This is a genomic window from Zoogloea sp. (assembly GCF_041914405.1).
Classification (GTDB): domain Bacteria; phylum Pseudomonadota; class Gammaproteobacteria; order Burkholderiales; family Rhodocyclaceae; genus Zoogloea.
In genome coordinates this window covers 207,712-226,526 of the sequence record NZ_JAYSDK010000003.1, presented here as the reverse complement: position 1 = coordinate 226,526, position 18,815 = coordinate 207,712, and the positions used below count along the sequence as shown (strand labels likewise).

16 protein-coding genes and 1 tRNA gene are annotated in these 18,815 nt (G+C 65.1%); 5 read left to right on the top strand and 12 right to left on the bottom strand.

The window, feature by feature from the left end:
- The coding region (locus ACE3RX_RS03320) for a glycine--tRNA ligase subunit alpha (protein WP_374480290.1) at positions 1-262 on the bottom strand (262 nt) is incomplete at its 3' end.
- 259 nt (positions 263-521) lie between these two features.
- Here ACE3RX_RS03320 and ACE3RX_RS03315 point away from each other — a divergent pair.
- Positions 522-2,147: a methyl-accepting chemotaxis protein gene (locus ACE3RX_RS03315; protein WP_374480287.1), complete on the top strand. Its 1,626-nt coding sequence runs from the start codon at positions 522-524 to the stop codon at positions 2,145-2,147.
- A 38-nt stretch (positions 2,148-2,185) separates the two neighbouring features.
- Here ACE3RX_RS03315 and ACE3RX_RS03310 read toward each other — a convergent pair whose 3' ends face one another.
- The 7 genes from ACE3RX_RS03310 to miaB all read right to left on the bottom strand — a co-directional run bounded on the left by ACE3RX_RS03310 (position 2,186) and on the right by miaB (position 11,683).
- Complete coding sequence (locus ACE3RX_RS03310; RefSeq protein ID WP_374480285.1) at positions 2,186-4,900, bottom strand: HAD-IC family P-type ATPase; 2,715 nt, start codon at positions 4,898-4,900, stop codon at positions 2,186-2,188.
- A 43-nt stretch (positions 4,901-4,943) separates the two neighbouring features.
- Positions 4,944-6,314 carry a TrpB-like pyridoxal phosphate-dependent enzyme gene (locus tag ACE3RX_RS03305; RefSeq protein ID WP_374480283.1) on the bottom strand — a complete coding sequence of 457 codons (1,371 nt, stop codon included), beginning with the start codon at positions 6,312-6,314 and terminating at the stop codon, positions 4,944-4,946.
- A gap of 115 nt (positions 6,315-6,429) precedes the next feature.
- Positions 6,430-7,911: an apolipoprotein N-acyltransferase gene (gene lnt, locus ACE3RX_RS03300; protein WP_374480281.1), complete on the bottom strand. Its 1,482-nt coding sequence runs from the start codon at positions 7,909-7,911 to the stop codon at positions 6,430-6,432.
- A complete protein-coding gene (locus tag ACE3RX_RS03295) occupies positions 7,911-8,753 on the bottom strand; it encodes an HlyC/CorC family transporter (protein ID WP_374480279.1) in 843 nt (280 codons plus the stop codon). The genes lnt and ACE3RX_RS03295 overlap by 1 nt, the downstream gene beginning before the upstream one ends.
- 96 nt (positions 8,754-8,849) lie before the next feature.
- A complete protein-coding gene (gene ybeY, locus ACE3RX_RS03290; RefSeq protein WP_374480277.1) occupies positions 8,850-9,332 on the bottom strand; it encodes an rRNA maturation RNase YbeY in 483 nt (160 codons plus the stop codon).
- Positions 9,329-10,294 (bottom strand): PhoH family protein, encoded by a 966-nt coding sequence (locus tag ACE3RX_RS03285; RefSeq protein ID WP_374480275.1) that lies wholly within the window; start codon positions 10,292-10,294, stop codon positions 9,329-9,331. Before ACE3RX_RS03285 ends, ybeY begins: the two co-directional genes overlap by 4 nt.
- Positions 10,295-10,348: 54 nt before the next feature.
- The gene (miaB, locus tag ACE3RX_RS03280; protein ID WP_374480273.1) at positions 10,349-11,683 is read right to left on the bottom strand and encodes a tRNA (N6-isopentenyl adenosine(37)-C2)-methylthiotransferase MiaB; all 1,335 of its coding nucleotides are present in this window, start codon (positions 11,681-11,683) and stop codon (positions 10,349-10,351) included.
- A 52-nt stretch (positions 11,684-11,735) separates the two neighbouring features.
- On the opposite strand from miaB, the gene ACE3RX_RS03275 reads away from it, so the two are divergent.
- Both ACE3RX_RS03275 and ACE3RX_RS03270 read left to right on the top strand, forming a co-directional pair.
- Positions 11,736-11,812, top strand: a tRNA-Met gene (locus ACE3RX_RS03275).
- A gap of 805 nt (positions 11,813-12,617) precedes the next feature.
- Positions 12,618-13,565: a DUF535 family protein gene (locus tag ACE3RX_RS03270; RefSeq protein ID WP_374480271.1), complete on the top strand. Its 948-nt coding sequence runs from the start codon at positions 12,618-12,620 to the stop codon at positions 13,563-13,565.
- 179 nt (positions 13,566-13,744) lie between these two features.
- On the opposite strand, the gene ACE3RX_RS03265 is transcribed toward ACE3RX_RS03270, so the two are convergent.
- The 4 genes from ACE3RX_RS03265 to ACE3RX_RS03250 all read right to left on the bottom strand — a co-directional run bounded on the left by ACE3RX_RS03265 (position 13,745) and on the right by ACE3RX_RS03250 (position 16,982).
- On the bottom strand, positions 13,745-13,966 hold the full coding sequence (locus tag ACE3RX_RS03265) for a hypothetical protein (protein WP_079433312.1): 222 nt from the start codon (positions 13,964-13,966) through the stop codon (positions 13,745-13,747).
- 121 nt (positions 13,967-14,087) lie between these two features.
- Positions 14,088-14,657 carry a hypothetical protein gene (locus tag ACE3RX_RS03260; RefSeq protein ID WP_374480269.1) on the bottom strand — a complete coding sequence of 190 codons (570 nt, stop codon included), beginning with the start codon at positions 14,655-14,657 and terminating at the stop codon, positions 14,088-14,090.
- Between the two features lie 141 nt (positions 14,658-14,798).
- Positions 14,799-16,142: a leucine-rich repeat-containing protein kinase family protein gene (locus tag ACE3RX_RS03255; RefSeq protein ID WP_374480267.1), complete on the bottom strand. Its 1,344-nt coding sequence runs from the start codon at positions 16,140-16,142 to the stop codon at positions 14,799-14,801.
- A 54-nt stretch (positions 16,143-16,196) separates the two neighbouring features.
- Positions 16,197-16,982, bottom strand: a complete 786-nt coding sequence (locus ACE3RX_RS03250) for an FCD domain-containing protein (RefSeq protein WP_374480265.1) — start codon at positions 16,980-16,982, stop codon at positions 16,197-16,199.
- Between the two features lie 280 nt (positions 16,983-17,262).
- Here ACE3RX_RS03250 and ACE3RX_RS03245 point away from each other — a divergent pair, with 280 nt between their 5' ends.
- The gene (locus tag ACE3RX_RS03245; RefSeq protein ID WP_374480263.1) at positions 17,263-18,096 is read left to right on the top strand and encodes a (Fe-S)-binding protein; all 834 of its coding nucleotides are present in this window, start codon (positions 17,263-17,265) and stop codon (positions 18,094-18,096) included.
- Positions 18,093-18,767 carry a lactate utilization protein C gene (locus ACE3RX_RS03240; RefSeq protein WP_374480261.1) on the top strand — a complete coding sequence of 225 codons (675 nt, stop codon included), beginning with the start codon at positions 18,093-18,095 and terminating at the stop codon, positions 18,765-18,767. Before ACE3RX_RS03245 ends, ACE3RX_RS03240 begins: the two co-directional genes overlap by 4 nt.
- Positions 18,768-18,815: the final 48 nt, after the last annotated feature.

The window sequence follows — 18,815 nt, the reverse complement described above, 5'->3', positions numbered from 1 at the left end:
GCTTGAGCACCACCTGGTACTGGTAGTAGTGCTGCAGGCGGTTGGGGTTCTCGCCGTAGCGGCCGTCCTTCGGGCGACGGGACGGCTGCACATAGGCCGCGTTCCAGTGCTCGGGACCGATGGAGCGCAGGAAGGTGGCGGTATGGAAGGTGCCGGCGCCGACCTCGATGTCGTAGGGCTGGAGCAGGGTGCAACCGTGCTCGGCCCAGAAGTTCGAGAGGCGCAGGATGATCTGCTGGAAAGTCGGTTTTTGGACGGACATGGGCGCTCCGCGGCGGACAGCCGCGTGAATTTGGGCAAAACGCGGATTTTACTGGGTTTCTGCGCAGTGGGGAGCGTCCACGGCAGGATGCGGCCTTCTCCTCCGGGCGGCCTCACTCCGGTAGCGGCGGCGCCGAGTGTCAAGAAAATGAACAAATCGGCCGTTAAAGGCAGAACATACAAACAATATCGGCCAGCCGGTATCCCACGTGGAAAACCGGCGGCACCTGAAACATTCAGGTTTGAGGAGAGGACCCGCCATGAAACTGGAAAACCTGCGCGTATCCACGCGCATGCGACTACTCGTCGCACTGACCCTGCTCGGCTTGATCGCGCTGTGCGCCGTGAGCCTGGCCCACCTGCACAGCAGCATGATGGATGACCGCAAGCTGCAGACCCAATACCTCGTGGAGAGCGGCATCGGCATTGTCGACCATTTCCACAAGCTCTCGAAGGCCGGCACCCTCAGCGAGGCCGACGCCCAGAAGGCTGCCAAGGATGCCCTGCGCAACGTCCGCTATGCCGGCAACAACTACCTGTTCATCGTCGACAACCGCAGCCATTACGTGCTGCTGCCCCCCAAGCCGGAACGAGAAGGCACCGATGCCAGCGGCCTGAAGGACACCAACGGCAAGGCCATGATCGTTGAAATGGTCAAGGTTGCTGCCGCCGGAGGTGGTTTCGTCGACTATTGGTTTCCGAAGGCAGGCGAGAGCACTCCCCAACCCAAATTGTCCTATGCGGCGCCCTTCGCCCCCTGGGGCTGGGTACTTGGAACCGGCATCTACGTGGATGACGTGGACCGCCAGTTCCACTCCATCGCAGCCTTGCTGGGGGGCATCTCCCTCGGCCTGCTGATCCTGCTCGGCATCGTCGGCTGGCGCGTCAGCACCAGCGTCACCAGCCAGCTCGGCGGCGAACCGACCGATGCCACGGCGGTAATGCAGCGCGCAGCCCAGGGCGACCTGACCGCCAACCTGGGCACGGTACAGAGCGGCAGCATGCTCGGCGCCCTCGACACGATGGTCAGCGCGCTGCGCAGCATGATGGGCGAGATCAACAGTGGCGCCAATCAGCTGGTGCATAACGCCGACCACATCAGCCGCGTATCGAACGAGGTTGCCGCCGCCGCCGAACGCCAATCCGATGCCACCACGTCCATGGCCGCGGCGATGGAGGAGCTGACCGTCAGCTCCAGCCATATCTCAGCCAGCGCACTGGAAACCGAACAGAACTCCCAGGAGGCCATGCGCCTTGCCGCCGAAGGCAGCCAGCGGGTGGATCAGGCCTCCGGTGCGATTCGCAAGATGTCGGAAACCGTCACCAGCGCATCCGGCCGCATCCTGGCGCTGGAGGAGCGCATCGGCCAGGTGTCGTCGATCGCCAACGTGATCAAGGAAATCGCCGGCCAGACCAACCTGCTGGCCCTCAACGCGGCCATTGAAGCAGCCCGTGCCGGCGAGCAGGGGCGCGGCTTCGCAGTGGTCGCCGACGAGGTGCGCAAGCTTGCCGAACGGACCTCCTCGGCCACCACCGAGATCGAGCAGATGATCGCTGGCATCCAGAGCGACACCAGCAGTGCCGTCGAGGCAATGAACGCGGCACTGCCCGAAGTGGATCAGGGCGTCGCGCTCGCGGCTGCGGCCGCCGAGGCCCTTCACGCGATCGAGAGTGGCGCACGCCAGACCCTTGAGCGGGTCCGCGAGATCGCTGACGCGACACGGGAACAGAGCGCCGCCAGCACCTCCATTGCACAACGTGTCGAAGAGATCTCGACGATGGTGGAGAGCACCACCGAGAACATCCGCGGCGCCGCCGATGCCGCTATCGGCCTGGAGAAGATCGCCTTCAGCCTGAAGGACCAGATCGGCCGCTTCCGCGTGTGACCCCGTACCGGCCAGGCCTCTGGGCATGGCCGGTCAGATCACCTCCACGGGCGAATGAATTCGCCCCTACGCCTGCCCCCATATCGGTTGGCCAGGGCTTTCTCGATGCCCACGACCACGGACGTCATTACCGCGGCCGCCGCAATCTCGACCCACGCGGCGACTGGCGGCGGCGCCGACGCAAAGACCCGGTTCATCGCCGGCAGCCATGTGAATAGCGCCTGCAAGACCAGCATCGCCGCGATCCCCGCCCAGAACCAGGGATTGGAGAACCAGCCGCAACGCCAGAACGGGCCACGCAGGTTTCGGCAGTTGAAGAGATAGGCGATCTCCCCCGCCACGAAGACGTTGACCGCCACCGTGCGCGCCTCCTCCAGCGTCGCCCCCAGCCCCCGCCAGCGCAGGAACAGTCCGAAGGATGCCACCAGCAGCAAGGCGCCGACCAACACGATGCGTCGCACCAGCAGGCGATCCACGATGGGCGTGCCCGGTGGCCGCGGCGGGCGGGCCATCACATCACCCTGGATTGGCTCGAAAGCCAGCGCCAAGCCGAGCAGGACCGCAGTGGTCATGTTGATCCACAGGATCTGCAGCGGCGTGATCGGCAGGGTCACGCCGGCCAGCACCGCAAAGAGGATCACCAGGCCCTCGCCGAAATTGGTCGGCAGCGTCCAGATGATGAACTTCACTAGGTTGTCGTAGACGCCGCGCCCCTCCTCCACCGCCGCCTCGATGCTGGCGAAGTTGTCATCTGTGAGGACCATCGCCGCCGCCTCCTTGGCCACCTCCGTACCGCCAGCCCCCATCGCCACGCCGATGTCGGCGGCTTTCAGGGCCGGTGCGTCGTTCACGCCGTCACCGGTCATCGCCACCACCTCGCCGTTGGCCTGCAGGGCCTGCACCAGGCGCAGCTTTTGCTCGGGCTCGACACGGGCAAAAACATTGACATCCCGCGCCACGCGACACAGTCCGTCGGTGTCGAGCTGCGCCAGTTCGCGCCCGGTCAAGGCCCGCGCGTTGCCCTCCACCAGGCCAAGCTGGCGGGCGATCGCCAGTGCCGTCACCGCATGGTCGCCGGTAATCATTTTCACCGTGATGCCGGCCCGGTGGCACGCCCGGATAGCCCCGATCGCCGCCTGACGAGGCGGGTCGAGCATGGCCTGCAGGCCAAGGAAGCACAGGCCATCGGCCAGCGCAGCCTCGTCCAGCGCGTCTTCCGCTATGGACAGGCGGGCGAACGCCAGCACCCGCAACCCTTCCGCCGCCAGGCCGCGCGCCACGTCATTGACAGCCTGCGCATCAAGCGGAACCACGCGGCCATCGCCGTCGAGCATGTTCGCGCAGCGGCGCAGCACGACTTCCGGCGCGCCTTTCAGCATGACAACGCAGCGGCCGTCGGCGCGGTGCAGGGTAGCCATGAATTGGCGCGCCGAGTCGAAGGCGATTTCGTCCAACCGGGGCATCGCCGAGCCCAGCACAGCCTCGTCGAGGCCGCCCTTCCGGGCAGCAACCAGTAGCGCTGCCTCGGTGGGATCGCCGGTAATCTGCCAACAGCCCTCCTCCTCCCGCAAACCGGCGTCATTGCACAGGGCGCCAGCCACCAGCAGTTCACGCAGGGCGGGCGACAGCTCGGTCAATTCTGCGCCACTGGCGCTCACGGCGCCCCGCGGCGCATAGCCATCGCCGCTGAAGTCATACCGCTGGCCACCGGCCAAGGCGGCGCGAACAGTCATCTGGTTCTCGGTAAGGGTGCCGGTCTTGTCGGAGCAGATCACTGTCGTGCTGCCGAGGGTTTCCACCGCCGGCAGGCGACGGATGATCGCGCGGCGGCGGGCCATGCGCGCCACACCGATAGCCAGGGTCACCGTCACGGCGGCAGGCAGTCCTTCAGGAATCGCTCCGACCGCCAACGCCACCGCCGCCATCAGCATGTCGAGCCAGGGTTCGCCGCGCAGGCTGCCGACCCCAAAGCCCAGCGCCGCCAGCGCCAGGATCAGCACCAGCAGCGCACTGGAAAAACGCGCCATGGCCCGGGTCAGCGGGGTTGCCAGCGTGTCGGCTTCTTCCAGCATGTCGGCGATGCGCCCGGTCTCGGTGCCCCGGCCGGTGGCGACCACCAGCCCGGCCGCCTGACCGGCAACGACCAGCGTCCCGGCAAAGGCCATGCAGGTTCGCTCGGCCAGGCCGCTATCGGCGGGCACCGGCTCAGTGTTCTTGCCGACCGCCGTGGATTCGCCAGTGAGGGACGCCTCGGTCACCTGCAAGGCCCGGGTGTCGAACAAGCGTAGGTCGGCCGGCACCTTGTCGCCCGCGGCCAGCCACACCACGTCACCCGGCACCAGTTCGGCGGCGGAGAGGCGTCGCCGTTGGCCAGCCCGCTGCACCGTCACCTCGCTGGCGACACTGCGGGCCAAAGCCGCTAGCGCATCCTCGGCGCGCCCTTCCTGGATGAAACCGATCAATGCATTGACCAGCACCACGCCGAAGATGACGCCCGCGTCGGCCCATTCGTGCAGGAAGGCGGCGGTCGCCCCGCTGGCGAGCAGAATGTAGATCAGCGGTTGATGGAACTGCAGCGCGAAGCGCAGCGCCGCCCCGCGCCCTGGGCGCACCTCGATGCGGTTGGGCCCGTGGACACCCAGGCGCTCGGCGGCGACCTCCTCGGCGAGCCCGTCGACCGGGCTCGACTGGAAGGTCGCGAAAGCCTCCTGATGGGAGCGGGCGTGCCAGCCCGGCGAGTCGACAGGCGTCATGACAATGGGTGCCGGACGGGCCTAGCCCGTCCGGCGGGCTGGGTCAGCCGACCTTGGGCAGGCCCGACAGGGCCATCGCCAGTTCTTTCTCGTCGTAGTCCTGATCGACCAGCTTGCCGGACAGGTAGTTGGTGTAAGCGCTCATGTCGAAATGGCCGTGGCCAGACAGGCAGAACAGGATCGTCTCGCTCTTGCCTTCCGCCTTGCAGCGCAGGGCTTCATCGATGGCGGCACGCACCGCGTGGTTGGACTCCGGCGCCGGCACGATGCCCTCGCTGCGGGCGAACATCACACCGGCCTCGAAACAGGCGGTCTGGTGGTAGTTGCGCGCCTCGATCAGACCCAGTTCCTTCACGTGGCTGACCAGCGGCGCCATGCCGTGGTAGCGCAAGCCACCGGCGTGCAGGCCCGGCGGCGTGAATTCGCTGCCCAGCGTGTGCATCTTGACCAGCGGCGTCATGCGGCCCGTATCGCCGAAATCGTAGGCGTACTGGCCGCGGCTGAGGGACGGACAGGCCGACGGCTCCACCGCGACGATGCGCCGCTTCTTGGCATTGGAACCACCGCGCAATTGCAGGCCGATAAACGGGAAGGCGATGCCGGCGAAGTTGGAGCCGCCGCCAGTGCAACCGATCACGACGTCGGGATCGTCACCAGCCATTTCCAGCTGGGTGATCGCCTCTTCGCCAACGATGGTCTGGTGCAACAGCACGTGATTCAACACCGAGCCGAGGGCGTACTTGGTGTCTTCGTTCTTGGCCGCCACTTCAACGGCCTCGGAGATGGCGATGCCGAGGGAGCCGATGTGGTCCGGATACTGGGCCAGCACCGCGCGGCCGTACTCGGTCTCGTTGGACGGCGAGGCCACGCAACGACCGCCCCAGGTTTCCATCAACGCCCGGCGGTAGGGCTTCTGGTCGTAGGACACACGCACCTGGAAGATCGTCACGTCCAGCCCGAACAGGCCACCGGCGTAAGACAGGGACGAACCCCATTGCCCCGCGCCGGTTTCGGTGGTCAACCGCTTCACCCCTTCCTGGGCGTTGTACCAGGCCTGGGGCACGGCGGAGTTGGGCTTGTGGCTGCCGGCCGGCGACACGCCTTCGTACTTGTAATAGATCTTGGCCGGCGTATCGAGCAGCTTCTCGAGGCGGCGGGCGCGGAACAGCGGGCTGGGCCGCCACTGGCACAACACGTCGCGGACCGGCTCGGGAATGTCGATCCAGCGCTCGGTGGACATCTCCTGCTCGATGATCGCGTTCGGGAACAAGGGCGCCAGGTCGGACGGGCCGAGGGGCTGCAGGGTGCCGGGATGCAGCGGCGGCGGCAGAGGCACCGGCAGGTCGGCGGCAATGTTGTACCAGGACTTGGGCATGCGGCTTTCGTCGAGCTGGTACTTGATCCTATCGGTCATGGCGATCTTCCTTGCGTTGGTCTTGTTATCGAACGGAGCGGCAGGCCGCCAGCACACGGCGGGCAGGAGCTGCAATGCATTGAAACTGGATAGTCCGGATGATAACCCGACCGGCTCAAGCGCGTCGGCGAGCCCCCGCCACCACAGCGCCGACAACCAACATGGCCACGGCCACCGCCGGCCAGTTGCCCCAGCGGGCGTAGGGTGTCAGCCCCCGGTAGCCGCGCACCTCGGCATGCAGGGCGCCGGCTTCAAATGGCGGCAGCACCGCCTGCACGCTGCCATCCGGCCGGACCACCGCGGTCATGCCGGTGTTGGTGGAGCGCAGCATCGGCCGGCCGGTTTCAAGCGCTCTTATCCGGGCGATCTGCAGGTGCTGGGGCTGGGCCCAGGAATCCCCGTACCAGGCCAGGTTGGAGATATTGAGCATCAGGCTCGCCTCCGGCAGGCTGCGGATCAGCTCCTCACCGAAAACATCCTCGTAGCAGATATTGATGGCGAGCTTCTGCCCCGCCAGGTGCAGCGGCGGCTGGCGCTGGGCGCCACGGGTCTGATCGGCCATCGGAATGCTGACCAGGTCGTAGAACCATCGGAACATCGGCGGTGAATACTCGCCGAAAGGCACCAGATGCTGCTTGGCGTAGTGGCCGGACGGCGACAGGCCGAGACTGATCGCCGCATTGAAGATATGCCCGTCACCATCGCGGGTGAAGGTGCCGAGCACCGCGTCGGCACCATTCGCTACGGCAATCTGCCGTACCGCATCCAGGTATCCAGGCGGGAGATCATCCACCAGCAGCGGGATGGTGGTTTCCGGCAACACGACGAGCTGGGCCGGGTTGTCACGCAGCATCGTCAGGTTGCGCTCCAACCAGTGGCGCAGCATCTCCGGACGCCACTTGAGGCTCTGCTCCACGTTGGTTTGCAGCAGGGCGACCTTCACCGGTTCACCGACGGGTTCGGTCCAGGCCACCTGGCGCAGGCCCGCGCCCACCACCAGCATTGCCGCGCCCCCCGCCAGCAGACGCCCGCTGCGCCGCCGCAGCGCCTCGACACCCAGGGCCGCCAGCAGGGCCAGCAGGCCACCGACGCCATACACGCCGAACAGCGGCGCGAATCCCGCCAGCGGACTCGGTGGCGTCTGGCTGTAGCCGCTGGCCAGCCACGGAAAGCCGGTGAACACCCAGCCGCGCAGCCATTCGGAAAGCAGCCAGAGAGCAGCGAACAGCGCTGCATCCCAGCCGGGCCGACCGCGCCGCAGGCGGGCAAACAGGACGCCCGCCAAGCCCGCGTAAAGCGAGACGAAGGCGCAGAACAGCAGGATTGCCAGCGCCGCCAGCGCCATCGGCATGCCACCGAAACGGTGCAGCGCCACATACAGCCACGAAACCCCGGCCAACATCGCGCCGAGCTCCCAGGTCCAGGCGATGGAGAAGCCAGTCCGCATCGGCCGCCGGCTGTCGGCCAATGCCGCGCCGAGAAGCCAGTAAAGCAGGCCCAGCGCCAGCGCGGCAACGGGGAACAGTTCGAACGGGGCGTAAGCAAAGACTGACGCGCCCCCCGCCAGCAGGGCCGCGCCCTGACGCAGGAAACGCATCAGCCGCCGACCGCTTCCGGATCGGGCAGGCGCTCGACGAGCAGGGAATGCACGCGTCGGCTATCGGCGCGCAGCACCTGGAAGCGCAGCCCTTCCAGGTCCACCACCTCATTGCGCTTGGGCAGGCGCCCGAGCTTGCGGATCAGCAAGCCGCCGACGGTGTCGTACTCGGAATCGCTGAAGGTGGTACTGAAGGCTTCGTTGAAATCCTCGATCTCGGTGCCGGCCTTGACGCGGTAGCGGCCTGCCTGGTCGAGGCGGATGTTGTCGGCGGTCTCGTCGAAGTCGTATTCATCCTCGATGTCGCCGACGATTTGCTCCAGCACATCCTCGATGGTCACCAGTCCCGCCACACCGCCGTACTCGTCCACGACGATCGCCATGTGGTTGCGGCTGACTCGGAAATCGCGCAACAGCACGTTGAGGCGCTTGGATTCCGGCACGAAGACGGCCGGGCGGAGCATGTCGCGGAGATCGAAGGCTTCGCCGGCGAAGACCCGCAGCAGGTCCTTGGCGAGGAGGATGCCAACTACGTCATCCTTGCCTTCACCGATGACCGGGAAGCGCGAATGGGCTGCGTTGATGGCAAAACGGGTAATGTCTTCGATGGAGTCGTCCACATTGACGACATCCATCTGCGCCCGGGGAATCATCACGTCGCGCACCTTCATGTCGGAGACCTGCAAGGCTCCTTCGATGATGGCCAGGGCATCCGCGTCGAACAGGTTACGGTCGTGAGCGGAATGCAGCAGGTGCAGCAACTCTTCCCGGTCTTCCGGCTCCCGGGTCAGGAGTGCGGACAGCCGTTCGAGCAAAGACGGTTTACTACTATAGGGTTCCATAAAAAGGGTGGATGAGAAATGGGCCATGGGCAATGGCCGACCCATCGGTCCGACATTGCCCATGGCGCATTGCTCAGCCCACCATCGAGTCTCCGGCTAGCGTTCGTCCGCGTAGGGGTCAGCGTAGCCCAATTCAACCAGGATGGCGCGCTCCCGCGCTTCCATTTCCTCCGCCTCGGAATCCTCTTCGTGGTCAAAGCCTTGCAAATGCAGCATACCATGCACACTTAAGTGAGCGTAATGCGCATCCAGGGGCTTGCCCTGCTCCGCCGCCTCCTTCTCGACGACCTGCCGGCACAGCACCAGATCGCCCATCAGCGGCAAACCTTCCGGCAGGGGCATGTCCTCGCCTTCATCATAGGCAAAGGTCAGCACGTTGGTGGCGTAGTCCTTGCCCCGGTAATCCCGGTTGAGTTCCCGGCCCTCGGCCTCATCGACGATACGCACGGTGATCCGCGCAGCACCGGGCTCGGCCGCCCGCAGCCAGCGGCGGAATTCGGTGCGGGACGGTACGCCTTCCCTATTGCAGGCGTATTGCACGGAAAGGTCGAGGCGGCGGGGCAGTTTGATGTCGCTCATTGCTGGTTCTGCTGTTGCTGGTTGCGGTTCTGGGTGTGGTGCTCGTAGGCGGCGACGATGCGCGCCACCAGAGGATGACGGACCACATCTTCCTTGAGGAACTGGGTGAAGGCGACGCCGCGCACGTCGGCGAGCACCTGCGCAGCTTCGCCGAGGCCGCTCTTCTGGCCGCGCGGCAGGTCCACCTGGGTCAGGTCGCCGGTGATCACCGCCTTCGAGCCGATGCCGATGCGGGTCAGGAACATCTTCATCTGCTCCGGCGAGGTGTTCTGCGCTTCGTCGAGGATGATGAAGGCCCGCGACAGGGTGCGCCCGCGCATGAAGGCCAGCGGTGCGATCTCGATACAGCCGCGCTCGAACAACTTGGTCACGCGGTCGAAGCCCATCAGGTCGTAAAGCGCGTCGTACAGCGGACGCAGATACGGATCCACCTTCTGGGCCAGGTCGCCGGGCAGGAAGCCGAGGCGCTCACCGGCTTCTACCGCCGGACGGGTGAGCACGATGCGCTCCACGTGCTCCCGCTCGAAGGCATCCACCGCACTGGCCACTGCCAGGTAGGTCTTGCCGGTGCCGGCCGGCCCGATGCCGAATGTGATGTCGTGCTCCTGGATCTGGCGCAGGTAGTCCACCTGGCGCGGCGTGCGGCCATGCAGCTCGCTCTTGCGGGTCAGCAGGGCCGGCGCCGGCTGGTTGGCCTGGGACAAATTGCTCAACTCGATGAGACCGAGCTGGATGTCATCCACAGACAAGGCGTTATCGGCGCGGCCATAGAAGTGGCGCAGCGCCCGCGCAGTGATCTGGGTCTGCGGCGGCTCGCCGTTCAACGTGAAGCGCTCGCCGCGGCGAGCGATGGTCACGTCGAAGGCGGTTTCGATCTGGCGGATGTTCTCGTCGAGCGCCCCGCACAGATTGGCGAGTCGCACGTTGTCGAGGGGATGCAGGACGATTTCGGTCGGTTTCATCGGACGCATGCTGCCAGAGCCGCGCCCGCGGGGGAAGACACGATCATCGACAGCTCAGTCCCGGGTGACGATCTCGCCACGCAGGGAATGGGGCAATGCCGACACGATGGTGACGTCCACGAAATTGCCGATCAAGCGCGGATTGCCGGCGAAATTGACAACGCGGTTGTTGTCGGTGCGCCCGGCCAGCTCGTTCGGATCCTTCTTCGACGGCCCTTCCACCAGAATGCGCTGAACGGTACCGACCATGCTCTCGCTGATCTTCGCGGCGTTTTCCTCGACGCGCTTCTGCAGACGGGACAGGCGCGCCAGCTTGACGTCCTGCGGCGTATCGTCGGCCAGATCGGCGGCCGGCGTACCGGGGCGCGAGCTGTAGACGAAGCTGAAGGAGGTGTCGAAGCCCAGATCGTCGATCAGCTTCATCGTCGCCTCGAAATCCGCCTCAGTCTCGCCGGGGAAGCCGACGATGAAGTCGGACGACAGGGAGATGTCCGGCCGCGCGCCGCGCAGCTTGCGCACCAGTGACTTGTATTCGAGCACCGTGTAGCCGCGCTTCATCGCCGCCAGCACCCGGTCGGAACCGGCCTGCACCGGCAGGTGCAGGTGCGACACGAGCTTGGGCAGCTTGGCGTAGGCATCAACGACGCGCTGGGTCATCTCGCGGGGATGGGACGTGGTGTAGCGGATCCGTTCGATGCCCGGGATTTCATGCACGCATTCGAGCAGGAAGGCAAAGTCGGCCATCTCGCCGCCATCGCCATCCACCGGCGCACGCCAGGCATTGACGTTCTGGCCGAGCAGGGTCACTTCCTTGACACCCTGGGCAGCCAGCCCCGCCACTTCAGCCAGCACGTCGGCCAGCGGACGGTAGATCTCGTCGCCGCGGGTATAGGGCACGATGCAGAAGGTGCAGTACTTGGAGCAGCCTTCCATGATCGACACGAAGGCACTCGCCCCTTCCACGCGGGCCGGCGGCAGGTTGTCGAACTTCTCGATTTCCGGGAAGGAGATATCCACCTGCGAACGCCCCGAAGCCTTGCGCTCGGCAATCAGCTTGGGCAGGCGATGCAGGGTTTGCGGCCCGAACACCAGGTCAACATACGGCGCGCGCGCCACGATGGCCTCGCCCTCCTGGCTCGCCACGCAACCTCCGACACCGATGATCAGGTTGGGGTTCTGCTGCTTGAGATGCTTGACCCGCCCGAGGTCATGAAAGACCTTCTCTTGCGCCTTCTCGCGCACGGAACAGGTATTGAAGAGGATCACGTCCGCCTCTTCAGGGTTGTCCGTTTTTTCCAGCCCATCGGCCGCCCCGAGCACATCCGCCATCTTGTCCGAGTCGTACTCGTTCATCTGGCAACCGAAAGTCCGGATATAAAGTTTTTTCATCGCATGTTGACCAACAACCATCAAGACACTATTATAGCGGCCTTCTCCGGTCGGTGATGTAGCTCAGATGGTTAGAGCGATGGATTCATAACCCATAGGTCGGCGGTTCGACTCCGCCCATCACCACCAACAGATTCAAGCAAAAAGGCCAATCCGCAAGGATTGGCCTTTTTGCTTTGGGGCTTAGCCATCCTCATCGCCGCGAAATCCCCGCCAGCGCCGCCTTCACCAGATCAGCCGCAGCGCGAATCTGTAAATCTCCGTGACACCCCCGCGGCCTGAACGCGAGCGAGACATAGTTCTCATCCCCCGCCGGCCCACACCTTGGACAATCAAGTCCAACAACAGGGAGGTCTTATGGGCTCAATACATGCAAGCACAAAGCGCTGGAATGGCCTGGAGCGTCGCTCGGGAGAGGATCGTCGACAGATCGAAGGCGAATCGCCGACTGGACACGAACGCAGGAAGCGCCCCGAGCCACGTCAAATGACAGTCGTCGAGTTGTTCCTCTCTCCGGAACAATGGCGTGTTGCGCAACGGCATTGGCTCGCCGCACCCAGCAGCGACACTCAAGGCATCTAAAGAACGCGCACCGACGAACGGCGGCCTATTGCACACCAACAGAGTGCCGCCCAGCGCCCTACCCACCAGGGCGTTTCGCAGCCCCCCAAAAATAGAATCAAACCGTCTATCTTGACGCCCCGGGCACATACGCGAATAACGCTGAAGCTCGCTCCTCTGCTCGCCCACCCGCAGCGCAAAACCCAGTCGACGCTTTGAAGCCCCCCCTGCCATCAAGCCGGGCAAGATCACTCCCGAACCGACAACTTTGTTAAATTTTACTAAATCTTTACAAACACTCACCGATGAAAGCATAAGTTAAGACTTGGTCTCTAGCATTCAGTGAATCGACCACACTCGTTGCTCCACTCCAATGGCTCAATCGATCGAGCGCTTCCTGCGCAAAAGCCTGAATCCGGCGTATCGCCTGTACAAGCTGCGGCGACGCCTGAGGAGAATCGGACAAGATCTGCAATATCGGCGACTCCCTGGTGAGACACGCAACCTGGAATCACTTTTCCGCAACGAAAAGCTGATCCGCCTGTTCGCCGACACATCTCCCCGCCTGCACGCCAACTATTACCAGGACTACGTGTCCTGCCGCTGGTCCGTCGACGAGGTGATTCATCGCATTCACGACCACTATCGCTTCCTGCTCGACCGCTTTCCGCCCGCCGCACTTGAGGCCCTGTCCGGGAACGGCATCTCCCTGTGGTCCACCACGCATGAGGACATGAATGCAGAAGTACGGCTGCTGCTGCTGACCCACGACACGATCCGCAACGAAGGCGAATTCCAGCTGACCCTCTTCCTGAACGGCACCTGGAGCCACGCCCTGGGCTTTCTGTATCACGCGGCGCCCGATGGCCGCCATTACCCGCTGGTCTGCCGCAACCAGGGGTGCATTGGGCAGTTCGAACAGGTCAGGCAATTCCGCAAAGCGCATTTCGAACTGGCGCCACTGTTCCTCCTGATGGACAGCCTGATCGCCCTTAACACCTTCATCGGTCTGGACGAAATCCAGGTGCTGGCCCCCGCCGAAAGCTATCAGTCACGCCTTGGCGAAGAACGCCTCGACGCCCTCTACCGCCAGGCCTTCGAACCTTTCCATGCACGGGTACGCACCGAGGACGGCCGGGCAGCGATCCACCTGCCCCTGGAGGAAAAGCCCCTGGAGAGCATCGACCGCCGCCACCGCAAGCGCACTCAGCAAAAGCGGCAAGCCCGTGAGCAGATGCGGACTGAGGTGCTGCAGCGTCTGGAGGCACTCTCCCGGCCAGCAGAAGCGCGGCACGAGGACGCGCCCCTCCTCGCAGCCTGACTCCAGAAAAACGAACTCGCCTCAAAGCCGGCGAGAGAAGCCGCAACGCCCCTCACCCCAGCCCCGGAAACAGCAACGCCCGTCATCTCCCGATAACAGGCGTTGTCGCTTGCCGCGGCAGCGCCTCAACGGCCTGCCCAGCGAATTCCGGCCGCCCGCAAAGGGGCGCCGCCGGCAGATCAGGCGAAGGTATTGATGACCTGCCCGACGACCTGCCCGTTCAGGTTGGAGGTGGGCTCCGGCGCGGTCTGGGCGGCCTGCGCAGCCTGAGCCTGCTGCTCCTCTTTCTTGCGCACATCCTCCGGCGCCTGCTGTTGCTGGACTTTGCTGGCTTCCGCCTGCTGCTGGAGGGCCTGGGTGAAGGCAGCGCTGGAAGCGCCGCTGACCGAACTAACGCTCATGATGTACTCCTGATGATTCCACCACCCGGACTTCCAAGTGGCGCGCTTTTTTCATTTTACGGCAGGCCACACGAAAACATGAGGCCCAAAAACACGCCACGCGATCGATGTTCAGGCGCCACTACGGTGTCGGACGCAACGCCTCGCCTACGCCCTGCAACGGCCCCAAAGGATTGTGGCGGACCTCGTTTTCCTCAATGCGTGGCTGGCCGCTCCATTGTTTATAGACGACCCTGCCATCGATGACGACGATCAGCGCGCCAAAGCGCCAGCCGGTCACCAGGGTGCTGCGCTTGAAATTGAGAAAATCGAGCATGAAGTTGCCGACCCGCTTGCGGTCCACATTGCTCGGTTCCATGAAATAGCCAACGCAGCCATCCAGTACTTTCATGCACTCCTGGATGCCCTTCGGAACCGTCGCGGGATCCTGCAATGGCGAAGGCAGCACTGCGCGCACCACCTGCGAGTGGTTGAGGATCTGCATGTTGGGCGTCGTGTAGGGATCGAAGCCCAGCTTGCGCACCGTTTCCAGATCGGTCTGGTAAGGCACGATCTGGTCGAAGGTACTCTTGATGTCGTCGAAATCGCGCCAACGCCTGCCGACTTCCTGCTGGGCAGTAGGCAGCATGCCGCCGCAACCAGCCAACAGTCCGGCCAACAGCAAGGACACCATCACCTTCACAGCACACATCCTTTCCGCCACCACGGCTGGAGCCGGACACGCCCGTCTATCCTGATTCTCAGCGTAATCCGCCAACACCCACATGGCAACCGCGACGCATTGCCCCGCGTGGTGGAGCGCACACCGCCGCGCCTGACCGCGCCAGATTGCTCAGCTGACGCGAACCGGCAGGGATACGATGCGCGCCAGCTCGGCCTCCACCTCCGCAAACAGCGGACGGCACTCGGGCAAGGGGTCCGCGCAGCGCAGCTGCAAGCGGGCCAGCGCCTGCAACTGCGGCCCCAACTGTTCATCCCGGGCACAGCAGGCGATCAGTTCTTCCAGCAGGCAGGCAAAAGCCCGCAGCTCGATGCGCTGGAGGGCCGGCGCCAACTGTGCATCGTCCGGAGCGAAGAAGGATGCCGCCCCGAAATCCCCCAGCAGCACCCGCCCTTCGCCGGCATGCAGGATGTTGTGGGCGTACAGGTCGCCATGAAGAATGCCGCGCCGGTGCAGATGGGCCGCGGCCGAGGCAATCCCCACCGCGATGCCCAGGGCGGCATCGACAGTGAGGGCCGCGCCATCCGGATAGATATCGCGGGTGCAGGACGCCAGACTCGGCGGGCCGGCCAGGCTCTCGAAGGCCCGATCGATCAGCGCCATCACCAGCCCGTCGGCGGCCTCCTCCTCGGCCTCCAGGCGCCCGAGCAAAGGAATCAGGCCCGGATGAACCCCGGCCTCGAGACAGGCCGCCATCTCGTGCTGCGGCAAGCCGTCACTGGTCACGGCCCCCTTGAACAGCTTGACCGCCACCGGGCGTCCTCTGCCAGCCCCGTTCCACTCGGCCCGACGGATGAGCCCGGAAGCCCCTTCGCCAAGCCGTTCCCCCAACACCAGCTCGGCACGCGAAATACGGATCGCCGCCTCGCCTCCCAGACGCCGCTGCTCGACCGACGCGCAGAACGGATTACCCGCATAGGCCAGCCATGACAGGCGCGGCAGCGCAAACAGCCACGCCGGCAGGGCTGCCAGTCGGTTGGCGGAGACGCGCAGCAACTCCAGGCCGGCGCAGGCCGCCATTTCGTCAGGCAGCGCACGCAGCCGGTTACCGGCCAGCATCAGTTTCTGCAGGCTGGTGCAGCGGCCAATGGAGGCCGGCAGCTCATCGAGCTCGTTATCGGTCAGGATCAGCCAGCGCAGGCGGGGTGGCAACGCAGCGGCCGGCACCGTATCCAGGCGACAGGACTTGAAGCCGACCATCTCCAGGCGTGGGCACTCCCCGAGCACTTCCGGCAGCACGGTGAAGGGATTGCCCGAACCGAACAGGATGCGCAGATGGCGCAGGCGCGACAGATCGGGTGGCAAGGATGTCAGCCGGTTGCCCGAAAGGTCGAGCACCTCCAGCGTGTCGGCCAGATCGAAGATCTCCGGCGGAAACTCGGTCAGGCCACATGCCAGCTTGAGCTGGCGTGCGCCGGCTAGCCGACCGGCGCGCAAGTCCTCGAGGGAATTCATCGGGCTGATTTTCCAGTACGTGCGGGACATCGCCGGCAGGGGCCGGCGCCCGGCCTACTCCGCAGCCTTGACCAGCTTGCGGGCCACCTGAGCGCGGGACTCGCGCGCCTCGTGCTGCGCACGGGCACGCATGCTTTCCTGCACGAAATCCATATGCCTGTGTACTGCATCCTGGGCAGCCTGGGCATTGCGGGTACGCACCGCATCCCAGATCGCCGCATGCTGGGCGCGCAACTCCTGCCAGTCGCCTTCAAGCCGACGCAAGTGGCGCAGATTGCGGTCGATATGGTCATGGGTAACGCGAAACAGGCTGGCGGTCAGGTGCCCGAACATCACGTTGTGGGCCGCCTCGGCAATGGCCTGATGGAAGGCCAGATCGGCCTTCACCTGTTCCTCGAAGACTTCCGCCGACGGCCCCTGGGCGAACAGAGCCTCGACCCGGTCGTACGCCTCGCCGATGCGCTGCAGATCCGCGTCCGTCGCCCGCCGGGCCGCCAGCAGCGCGGCCTCCGACTCCAGCATGCCGCGGAACTCCAACAGATCCTCCTGCACATTCGGGTGGCGCCCGAGCATCTCCTGCCAGGGATCGGTGAAGCCGGCATCCAGCCGGTCCGTCACGTAGGTGCCACCACCCTGACGGCTGTGCAGCAAGCCCTTGGAAACCAGCTTCTGCAGGGCCTCCCGCAGGGACGGACGGGACACGCCCAACTCTGCCGCCAGCTCGCGCTCGGGCTGCAGACGGTCGCCGGGCTTCAGCGCGCCCTCCAGGATGCGCCGCTCCAGCTCAAGGGCGATGGTGTCGGACAGACGCTGGACGACCAGCTTGCCGCTGCTACTCATTGGGATCTCGCTCAAATGGTCAGACCACAATATTACGACGGCACATTCGCGCCAACAACTCCCCAACAGCGGACAAGTACCCCTCCAGAGGCTATAAATTGGAAAATCGGAGGTATCAGGGTTTTGGATAATTGACTCACTTTTCGCCAATGCGTAAAGTTCCCGCGAACGTGATAAATTGGTCTTACCATTTTACCCATCAACCGGATCGAACACCCATAACGCCGTGGCGCGGAACACCGTTTTCGCACTTTCAGGCGAGACAAAGACTGGAGGAGACGTGAGCAACCCCGTGGTCAGTACGCATGCCGGACATCAGGCGCGCAGCTATCCGTCCCGCCCCGAGGCGGTCTACTTTTATGGAACCTGCCTGGTGGACATGTTCGTCCCCGAGGCCGGCATGGACGCCATCACCCTCCTCGAACGGGAAGGCATCCGCGTGATCTTCCCGGACAACCAGACCTGCTGCGGCCAGCCGGCCTTCACCAGCGGCTTTCCGGAAGAGGCCCGCCAGGTCATCGCCTCCCAGCTCGATCTGTTCCCCGGCGACTACCCCATCGTCGTCCCGTCAGGCTCCTGCGGCGGCATGATCCGCTGGCACTGGGAAAAGGTCATCGGCGACGACACCGCCCTCAAGGCCCGCGCCGCCGCGATTGCCGCACGCACCTACGAATTCGCCGAATTCCTGCTCCACGTGGTCGGCTTCAGCCGCAAGGACGAAGGCCCAGCCACCACCGTCACGCTGCACACCTCCTGCTCCGCCCGCCGCGAGATGGGCACCCACCTGGTCGGCCGCGAACTGCTGGCCCGCCTCGGCAACGTGACCCTTGCCCACCACGACCATGAATCCGAATGCTGCGGCTTCGGTGGCACCTTCTCGCTGAAGCACCCGGACATTTCCACCGCGATGGTCACCGACAAGGTCGCGGCCCTCAAGGCCACCGGCGCCAGCCAGCTGGTCACCGCCGACTGCGGCTGCATGCTCAACATCACGAAGCGCGCCGCCAAGGAAGACCTCGACGCCGGCCGTGCCAAGCCTTCCCTTCCCGGCGAACACCTGGCCACCTTCCTGCTCCGCCGCACGGGCGGCAAACCTGCAGGGGACCAGCAATGAGCGCCCGCGACCGCATCCTCGCCAAGCTGCGCGCCGCCCAGCCGGCCCAGCCGAATGCCATGCCCGACCTGGACGCCCATTACACGCCGCGAGTCCGCGGCGAAAGCAAAGCCGAACGCCTGGCCCGCTTCCGCACCGGCATCGAAAGCTTCCACGCGGAAGTCCACATCAGCAGCGAAGCCGACTGGCCCGCCCTGCTGGCCCGCCTGTGTGCCGACAAGCAGGTTGCCACGATGCTCTACGGCGCCGACACACCGGCCGGCCGGCGCCTTGACCAGGCCGCCTTCCCGGCCACCACGCTGCGCCCCTGGGTCGGCCAGGTCGAAGAACTCAAGGCCGACCTGTTCCACCGCGTCGACGCCGGCTTCACGCAAACCCACGGCGCCATCGCCGAAACCGGCACGCTGATGCTGTGGTCCTCCGAAGCGGAGCCGCGCACCCTGTCGCTGGTGCCGCCGATCCACTTCGCGCTGCTCGACGCCGCCACCATCCAGCCCACCTTTTTCGACGTGTTGCGCACCGAGAACTGGGCCGCCGGCCTGCCCACCAACGCGCTGCTGATCTCCGGCCCGTCGAAGACCGCCGACATCCAGCAGACCCTCGCCTACGGCGCCCACGGCCCGAAGGAACTCGTCGTGATCGTCATCAACGCCGAAGGAGACGCCCAGTGAGCACCCAGCCCCAGCAGCAATCCGCCGGCCAGCCGATCGCCTTCGTCT